Genomic DNA, 9,040 nt, shown 5'->3' on the forward strand with positions numbered 1-9,040 from the left:
TCAGGGAAAAAGTCCCGGAATTTTCCCCCCAATCACTCCAAGGGTCGGCACTTTTTGAGGGAAAAAAAGTCTAAAAACCTTGTTGGATAAGGTTTTTAGATTTATTCAGCAAACCCTATTTAAGGGTTTAGGCTCATTTAAACTACTAATTTGCTATAAGCTGTCTAGCAGACCCTAATTAATTAGGGAGGCACAATTATTTGTAGGATGGGTTAGCGCACTTCGTAACCCATGCGGGGGTTGGGTTTCATCCTTCAACCCAACCTACGTTCATCTTATATTTAATTCCACCCACCTACTTAATTAATTATTTATTTATCTTCATCTTTATCCCTGATTACTGATTACTGATTACTGATCACTGATTACTGATCACTGATTACTGTTTAGGTGACACTTTGAAACAATTGGGTCCAATCGAGATTGGGAGCATCTGAGGGAGCAATAATTTCGAGAATTTTGTTTTTTGCGGCGGGATAAAATAGGGATTCTACGCAAACGGAAGCCACTTTCGTGCGGGGAATATTGCCCTCGGACAGGGTATCGGCGGATGACATTTTAATTGCATTAAGATTATCCTCATTTTTAAGGCCGCCGGGGCGCACAATCGTATAGGTTAAGCCACTATTGATTAAATAGGCTTCCGCTTGTTTTTTCCAGAATAAAATTAACCAAAATAGATTGAGGGGGTGGAAAAAGTTGGATACACAGAGGGAAGTAACAAGAACAAAATGCTCGATTCCTTTCTTTTTTGCGGCATCGATGAGATTTTTAGTTCCCAAGTAATCTACTAACAAAGGTTCCGTGGGATTAAAACTCGGTCGGGCTCCCGTGGCGCATAGTAAAACGCTACAATCAGCGATTAGTGCCTCTAACTTATCGGCCTGTTGGACATCTCCGACGACGATTTCCACCCCTGCTGGCAAAATTTCTGCCGCTTTCTCTGGGTTTCTCACCAAAGCGCGTACGGGAATCTGACGTTCGACTAATTGGGCAACTATTCTCCGTCCTGTTTCCCCCGTAGCTCCTGCTACAAATGCTTTCATCGCTTCTTGACCTCATGGTTTTTAACAATACGTTACACTAATCTCAATTCTACAAATTTCCCTGATCCTTTGGCAGTTAATCCCCAACTGTTTCTAGCACTATCATTTTCCAGGTTTTAAGTCATGCAGCATCCCCCCATTAACTCCCTAGCTCTCGAATCTGTAGAAGTCAAAGAAGACAATCAATTTCTCGGTTTTCAAACCCATTTTGCTGGGTGCATGGATATGTATAGCAATCAGGACAAGGTTGCCGATTATCTCCGCGCTCACGAAGGTTGGTTTTGTCGTTGTGCCGAACCGATGAAAACTCTGCCCTTCGGCGACAATGGTTATATTATCACCATCGGTAAATATGGAGCTTTTGGCTATGAACTAGAGCCGAAGATTGCTGTAGTTCTTGATCCTCCCGTCAATGGAGTCTATCATACTCGCAGTGTCCCCATTCCCGATCAACCGTTTTTGGGCTATCTAGTGGATTATCAGGCAATTATGAAACTAGAGGAAATGCCGCTATCTTCTCCTAGTCGGGAAATTCAGGCAATTTTTCGGCAACGGGGACGGGATATTCCGGCGGTTATCACCCAAGTCACCTGGGAACTACAGATGGATGTTATGGTTAAGTTTCCCAAGTTTGTTTATAAAATTCCCCGTTCCATTCTCCAAAAAACCGGTGATAAACTGTTGACGCAAATTGTTCGCCAAGTTTCCCCCCGCTTAACCTACAAAGTGCAAGAGGATTTTCACTCTAGCTTCAATTTACCCCTACCCCCCGCCTCCAGTCGTCTTTTCTATCGTCTGGACTCCTGCGAGGGTGGGTTGCTTGCCTAGGGTTTGGGGAGTCTGTCAACAGTAAGCAGTAGAGCTTGCTGATGGGAAACCAAGGAAAAATAAAGATTTGCTAACGGTGCTGGTCAGTCTAAGCTAGAATTATTAAGAAATGTTTACTTGTAAAAATAAACCTAAAACTACTTCAATATTTTATGTCTCTGCCTATCCGTAACGTTGCTATCATTGCTCACGTTGACCACGGGAAAACCACCCTCGTCGATGCACTCCTCAAACAGTCGGGAATCTTTCGAGAAGGGGAAGATGTACCCACCTGCGTCATGGATTCCAATGACCTCGAAAGAGAACGCGGTATCACCATCTTGGCCAAAAACACCGCCGTTCGTTACCAAGACACCCTGATTAACATCGTCGATACTCCCGGTCACGCCGACTTTGGTGGCGAAGTGGAACGGGTTTTAGGTATGGTAGATGGTTGTATCCTGATTGTCGATGCTAACGAGGGGCCGATGCCCCAAACCCGTTTTGTGCTGAAAAAAGCGCTAGAAAAGGGATTAAGACCGATTGTCGTGGTCAATAAAATCGATCGCCCTAACGTCGATCCTAACCTAGCCGTGGACAAAGTTTTCGATCTGTTTGTGGAACTGGGGGCTGATGACGACCAATGTGATTTTACTACTCTGTTCGCTTCGGGGATGCAAGGATTCGCCAAAGAAAGTCTCGAAGAGGAAGACAAAGATATGCAGCCCCTCTTTGAGGCGATTTTACACCACGTTCCACCACCGGCTGGGGACGTTAACAAACCCCTACAGCTGCAAGTAACCACCCTCGATTACTCAGAATACTTAGGACGCATCGTTATCGGCCGCATCCACAACGGCGTAATTAAAGCTGGTCAACAGGCGGCTTTAGTAAAGGATACGGGCGCGATTGTCAAGGGTAAAATAACAAAACTTCTTGGTTTTGAGGGTCTCAAACGGGTGGAACTAAACGAGGCCAGCGCCGGTAATATCGTCGCCGTGGCCGGTTTTGCCGACGCTAACATCGGGGAAACGGTAACTTTAGCCGATGACCCGCAAGCTTTACCCCTAATTAAAGTCGATGAACCGACCCTACAAATGACCTTCTCGGTGAACGATTCTCCTTTTGCCGGTCAGGAAGGCACTTTTGTCACCTCGCGGCAAATTCGCGATCGTCTAATGCGAGAATTAGAAACTAACGTCGCTCTGCGGGTGGAAGAAAGTGATTCTGCCGAGAAATTCCTGGTTTCGGGACGGGGAGAACTGCATTTAGGCATTCTCATCGAAACCATGCGTCGGGAAGGCTACGAATTCCAAGTATCGCAGCCGCAAGTTATCTACCGCGAAATTAACGGTCAACCCTGCGAACCCTACGAATACCTCGTTTTAGATGTACCCGAAGAAGCGGTGGGTTCGAGTATCGAACGTCTCGGCCAACGGAAAGGGGAAATGCAGGATATGCAGACGGGCAGCAATGGCCGTACTCAATTGGAATTCGTGATTCCGGCCCGGGGTTTAATCGGTTTCCGAGGCGAATTTATCCGTCTGAGTCGCGGTGAGGGGATTATGAACCATAGTTTTCTGGAATATCGTCCTTTCTCCGGGGAATTAGCCACCCGTTACAATGGCGTGATTACTGCCTTTGAGGAAGGAGTCGCCACTTTCTACGCCCTCAAAAACGCCGAGGACCGGGGAGTATTCTTTATTACTCCGGGGACAAAAGTGTACAAAAACATGATTATCGGCGAAAGCAACCGGCCCCAAGACGTGGAGATCAATATCTGCAAAACTAAACAGTTAACTAACCATCGTTCCGCCACCGGGGATGAATTGGTTCAGTTACAATCCCCCGTGGATATGAGTCTCGAACGCGCCCTCGAATACATCGGACCAGATGAGTTGGTAGAAATTACCCCGAAATCGATCCGTCTGCGTAAATTACCGGTGAAAAAGTTAGCCAAACGTTGATGATCTGAATTGGTTATGATCGAGATCTAACAAAGAAATCCACTCAGATTTTCAACAAAACTGAGATGATAGAAAAAAGTGCCTTGAGTTTGAGGGTAAAGAATCTGCTGTGAGCTATTCTGCTACTTTGATGCGACATCCGATGTTTCCCGCCGCGTCGGACAGCAATCGTCTCCGTCTCTTTTCGGGATCCGCTAATGTATCTCTTGCCCAAGAGGTGGCCCGTTATCTGGGCATGGATGTGGGCCCGATGATTCGTAAACGTTTCGCCGATGGTGAATTGTACATCCAGATTCAGGAATCGATCCGCGGCTGTGATGTCTATTTAATTCAACCCTGTTGCAATCCCGTCAACGATCATTTGATGGAATTGTTGATCATGATTGATGCCTGTCGTCGTGCTTCTGCCCGACAAATTACCGCCGTAATTCCCTATTATGGTTATGCTCGCGCCGATCGCAAAACCGCTGGACGGGAATCGATCGCCGCTAAACTGGTGGCTAATCTGATCACGGAAGCGGGGGCAAGTCGCGTGTTGGCCATGGATTTGCATTCAGCCCAAATTCAAGGTTATTTCGATATTCCCTTCGATCACGTCTATGGTTCCCCAGTGGTGGTGGACTATCTTCTCAGTAAACAATTACCCGATATCGTCGTGGTTTCTCCCGATGTGGGTGGGGTGGCTAGGGCGCGGGCTTTTGCCAAAAAACTCAGTGATGCTCCCCTAGCAATTATTGATAAACGCCGGCAAACCCATAATGTGGCGGAAGTGATGAACTTGATCGGCGATGTTAAGGATAAAACGGCGGTTTTAGTCGATGATATGATCGATACGGCCGGTACGATCGCTCAAGGGGCGCAGTTACTGAAAGCCAAGGGGGCGCGACAGGTTTATGCTTGTGCCACCCATCCGGTTTTTTCTGGTCCGGCGATCGAGCGTTTATCCAGTGGCATAGTCGAGGAAGTGATCGTTACTAACACGATTCCCGTCCCCCAAGAACATCTTTTCCCGCAACTGAAAGTCTTGCCGGTTGCCCCGATTCTGGGGGAGGCAATATGGCGCATCCATGAGGACAATTCCGTGAGTAATATGTTCAAATAGATGCTCGAATTCCCCCTAAAACTAGGGGGAATTTTTATATTTATTTTCTTGACATTAATTCTGATTTGTGGGAGCGTCGGGGTTGTCAAGTCCTCCCAGACGATTGAAGGGCCAAAAACGCACCACGGCGCGACCGATTAAGTTTTCCCGGGGAACAAAGCCCCAAGCGTGGGAATCATAACTATTATTGCGATTATCGCCCAAAACCAGATATTGATCGGGGGGAACTGTCACCGGTCCGAAAGTATAATTAGGTTCTTCGGCAATATACTTTTCCGCTAAAGCTTTACCGTTGACGTAAACTAGACCGTTTTTGACTTGCACCTTATCCCCCGGCAGTCCAATCACCCGTTTAATAAAAGCATCCTGAAAATTTTGAGCTTTCAGAGCGGCTGTCGGACTAAAAACCACTATATCACCCCGTTCTGGCTTCTGAAAATGATAGCTAACTTTCTCGATAATTAGGCGATCGTTAATCTGGAGAGTGGGTTCCATGGAAGAAGAGGGAATATAACGGGCCTCAGCCACAAAAGTGCGGATGCCAAAAGCCAAAATTCCAGCCGTGACAATGGTTTTGACTGCTTCTAGCCAAGGGTTTTCTTGGGGGACGGGAGGAGGAGAAGGTTTTTCGGATTTATGGTTCAAGCTTTCAGCCATAGAATTTTAACTTTTTATAAGGATTAAGCCAATACGCTCTTTAATGTTCTAGTTTAGTGATAGTAGCAGCGTAGATAATATTTTAAGACAATTTTCCCACACCTACCGGATCACTGTTAATTTGTCAAGGCCGCATCCTGCTGCCTGAAGGGGAATTTCCTCGGGGGTAGAAAACGGTGATGTAGTCTGTCAAAAAGTAGAGTTTTTCGCCGCTATTAAAGTAAAAGCTTGAGAATTCGAGGATTGAACCCCTAATCTCGCTTAAAAGTCTCTTCAACGTCACTACCAGATCCATGTTTGCACAAATTCCCGAACGTTCGATGCACTATCTGCGATGGGTTGTTACCATCGCTTGGTTAATTCTGATATTTTCTCTGTTTTTTGACCCGATTTCGGCACAATTAACCGATCCTAACAATCTTGCTAGTCCCCTGAGAGTTGATCCCGATGTGTGTACTAAAGTCCAGGGAGTTTGCCTACCCCAATCCTCCTATCAGTTAGCTGCGCCGATTTTTTGGGGAATAGTGGTTCCTAGTAGCATTTTTATCTTATTAGTTTTCGGTCACGAACTCTGGCGGCGTATCTGTCCTTTATCCTTTCTTTCTCAAATACCGCGCGCTTTGGGTAAACAGCGTCAGAAAAAACAGACCGATAAATCGGGAAAAGTCCGCTATGAAATCTATAAAGTGCCGAAAAACTCTTGGTTAGCTCGGAATTATCTCTATCTACAATTAAGTCTGTTATTTTTGGGTTTATGCGGACGGATTCTCTTTGATAATTCCGATCGCTTAGTCTTAGGCAGCTTTTTAATCTTTACTATTCTAGTGGCGATCTTTGTTGGTTATTGGTATGGGGGCAAATCTTGGTGTAACTATTTCTGTCCCATGAGTCCAGTTGAAAGGATTTACGGTGAACCGAGGGGTTTACTGAATAGTACCGCTCACGAAGACAGTCGCGGTGGGATTACTCAATCTATGTGTCGTATTGTCCGGGAAGATGGTAGCGAACAAAGTGCCTGTGTTGCCTGTCAGAGTCCCTGTATCGATATCGATGCGGAAAGATCCTATTGGGATGGGATTACTAAGAGAGAGCGCCAATGGCTTTATTATGGTTATTTTGGCTTAATTTTTGGCTATTCTATCTATTATTATCTCTATTCTGGCAATTGGGACTATTATTTCTCTGGAGCTTGGGCGCACGAAGAAAATCAACTAGAATCCCTCTTTAAACCGGGTTTTTACCTTGCAGGTCAGGCAATTGCGATTCCGAAGTTGGTAGCTGTCCCTTTGACTTTGGCAATCTGCACTTTTTTGGGTTACTTTCTCGGTAAAAAAGTTGAAAATGCCTACAAAGTCTATAGAATCCGCCAAAAGTCACCCTTACCGACCGAAATTATCCGTCATCGAGTCTTTGCTGTCGGAACTTTTCTGATTTTCAATTTCTTCTTTATTTTCGCTGGTCGTCCTTGGATTAATCTTTTGCCGGAATTTTGGCATTATTTCGCTAGTATTTTACCGGCGGTTTTGAGTAGTTTATGGTTACATCGCACTTGGACAAGAAATCCTGGTCTTTACCAACGGGAAGGACTAGCGGGAAGATTGCGTAAACAGTTAGGTAAACTCGATCTCGATACGGCTAAATATCTCGATCGGCGATCGCTGGATGCTCTGCACGCGGATGAAGTCTATGTGTTGGCCAAGATACTGCCGGATTTCACCCACCAGAAGGGTTTAAAAGCCTATAAAGCCGTGTTAAAAGAGGCTTTGGAGCAGGGATATACTGACTTCGGCCACAGCCTCGAAATCCTAGAACAAATGCGCTTAGAGTTGACGATTACCGAGGCCGAACATCAGGCAATTTTAACAGGGTTGGGTGTGGAATCGGCCGAACTTCTCGATCCAGAAAAGCAGTATAGTCGCGAGGATTGGTTGCGTTTGCAGAGCTATCGCGATGCTTTGTTAGAAAGTTTGTTGGTGACATGGAAAAAAGACCCCGATCACAAGGTGGGATCGGAATTACTGGAAGTGTTGACCGGTAAGGGTTCCAGGGAGGCGATCGAGCATTTGTTGACGGAATTGCCGGCCGCAGAAACGGAAACTGTCGAGTCTTTGCGTCGCCAGTACAGAATTACCAGTCAGGAGGAGGAAACCATTCTCCATCGTCCTCTGGCCCATCAATTATGGCAGAATATCGCCCGCGCTTTTCAGGTCTTTGATCGTCTATCTTTTAGTAGTGAGAGCGATCGTGATCAACAGGAAAGAATTTTATTGGCAAGATTCTGTCTATTTGATAGTGATGGTTCGGGACAAATTAGCCTTGAGGATTTGAAAGCTTGTATTGAGGCGATCAAACCGGGGGTGACAGACAAGGAAATCGAAGCTATGTCAAAGCAGGCCGATACCGGTCGCGATAATCATCAGATTAGTTTTCCGGAATTTCGCAACCTACTCCACCAATTCCATAAATAAACTGTCTTCAGTTAAGGAGTCTTGATTTTCCCTGACTCCTTTTTTTCTTTAAAAAAATAGCTGTTCGCAGGCAGGCACGGATTCCCATTATACTAGAAAGTATATGTCAAGTTGAGGGCTTTTGTCAAGCTTTTTTGAGAAAAAATTTCGAGGTTTCGCTGAACTGTATGAGGGTAAATCCGATAGGGACTATAGAGAGGGAGATTTAATCGCAAAATGTAGTATATTTGTTTCTGGTTCAGTTATGGTTTCTGGAAATCGCTGATTGTTAAAATTGATCTGCTCGGAATATAGATGATAGGCTGTATTGTAAAAGTTACCTAAAATGTCGGATGAATGCCCCCGCTAGATTTTTCGACAAGATACTCACTAAAATTAGCGGGGGATGAAATCCGACCAGAATATCAACCGCGAAGCACGATTTTAATTCTACCATTTGTAGGTAAACTGTGTTATACTTAATTTATCTAGGGTCGAAGATTAATCAATGCTAGTCGTAGAAGCCAAGTTAAAAAACGGGACACCAGAACAATACCAAAAACTTGATGAAGCTATTAGAACTTCTCAGTTTGTGCGTAACTCTTGTGTTCGTTATTGGATGGACAATCAAGGGACAAACCGCAATGATCTCCAAAAACTTTGTGCGGTACTAGCTAACAATAAAGAGACACCTTGGGTGAATAAATTAAACTCTCAAGCTCGTCAATCGGCTGCTGATAGAGCCTGGCAATCAATTAATAGGTTTTACCAGAATTGTCATGCTAAGATACCTGGGAAAAAGGGGTTTCCTCGGTTCAAAAAGCATAGCCGTTCGGTTGAGTATAAACTAACAGGCTACCAACTATCAGATGATAGACGTAAAATCAAGTTCACCGATGGTTTTAAAGCAGGAGAATTTGATTTATGGTGTAGTCAAAAAACCTTAGTTTATTATTCAGAACAACAGATTAAACGGGTAAGAGTTGTTAGACGTGCTGACGGTTATTATTGCCA

At 45.0% G+C, this 9,040-nt stretch carries 7 protein-coding genes; 5 read left to right on the forward strand and 2 right to left on the reverse strand.

Going from position 1 to position 9,040, the window contains the following annotated elements:
* Window positions 1-386 precede the first annotated feature (386 nt).
* Window positions 387-1,046: an SDR family oxidoreductase gene (locus EWV84_RS06965; RefSeq protein ID WP_286827249.1), complete on the reverse strand. Its 660-nt coding sequence runs from the start codon at window positions 1,044-1,046 to the stop codon at window positions 387-389.
* Window positions 1,047-1,169: 123 nt separating this feature from the next.
* On the opposite strand from EWV84_RS06965, the gene EWV84_RS06970 reads away from it, so the two are divergent.
* From EWV84_RS06970 to EWV84_RS06980, 3 genes are all read left to right on the forward strand, one after another.
* Window positions 1,170-1,874 (forward strand): DUF1997 domain-containing protein, encoded by a 705-nt coding sequence (locus tag EWV84_RS06970; protein ID WP_287077405.1) that lies wholly within the window; start codon window positions 1,170-1,172, stop codon window positions 1,872-1,874.
* 152 nt (window positions 1,875-2,026) lie between these two features.
* The gene (typA, locus tag EWV84_RS06975; protein WP_287077407.1) at window positions 2,027-3,820 is read left to right on the forward strand and encodes a translational GTPase TypA; all 1,794 of its coding nucleotides are present in this window, start codon (window positions 2,027-2,029) and stop codon (window positions 3,818-3,820) included.
* Between the two features lie 130 nt (window positions 3,821-3,950).
* Window positions 3,951-4,922 carry a ribose-phosphate pyrophosphokinase gene (locus EWV84_RS06980; protein ID WP_079207867.1) on the forward strand — a complete coding sequence of 324 codons (972 nt, stop codon included), beginning with the start codon at window positions 3,951-3,953 and terminating at the stop codon, window positions 4,920-4,922.
* 54 nt (window positions 4,923-4,976) lie between these two features.
* On the opposite strand, the gene lepB is transcribed toward EWV84_RS06980, so the two are convergent.
* Window positions 4,977-5,579: a signal peptidase I gene (lepB, locus tag EWV84_RS06985; RefSeq protein WP_287077408.1), complete on the reverse strand. Its 603-nt coding sequence runs from the start codon at window positions 5,577-5,579 to the stop codon at window positions 4,977-4,979.
* A gap of 293 nt (window positions 5,580-5,872) precedes the next feature.
* On the opposite strand from lepB, the gene EWV84_RS06990 reads away from it, so the two are divergent.
* Window positions 5,873-8,047, forward strand: coding sequence for an EF-hand domain-containing protein (locus EWV84_RS06990; RefSeq protein ID WP_287077410.1), 2,175 nt, complete (start codon window positions 5,873-5,875; stop codon window positions 8,045-8,047).
* 487 nt (window positions 8,048-8,534) lie between these two features.
* Window positions 8,535-9,040, forward strand: a 506-nt coding sequence (locus EWV84_RS07000; protein WP_502705760.1) for a nuclease/transposase family protein, incomplete at its 3' end; no start/stop codon positions are given.

The organism is Microcystis sp. M_QC_C_20170808_M3Col (assembly GCF_007095505.1).
GTDB lineage: Bacteria > Cyanobacteriota > Cyanobacteriia > Cyanobacteriales > Microcystaceae > Microcystis.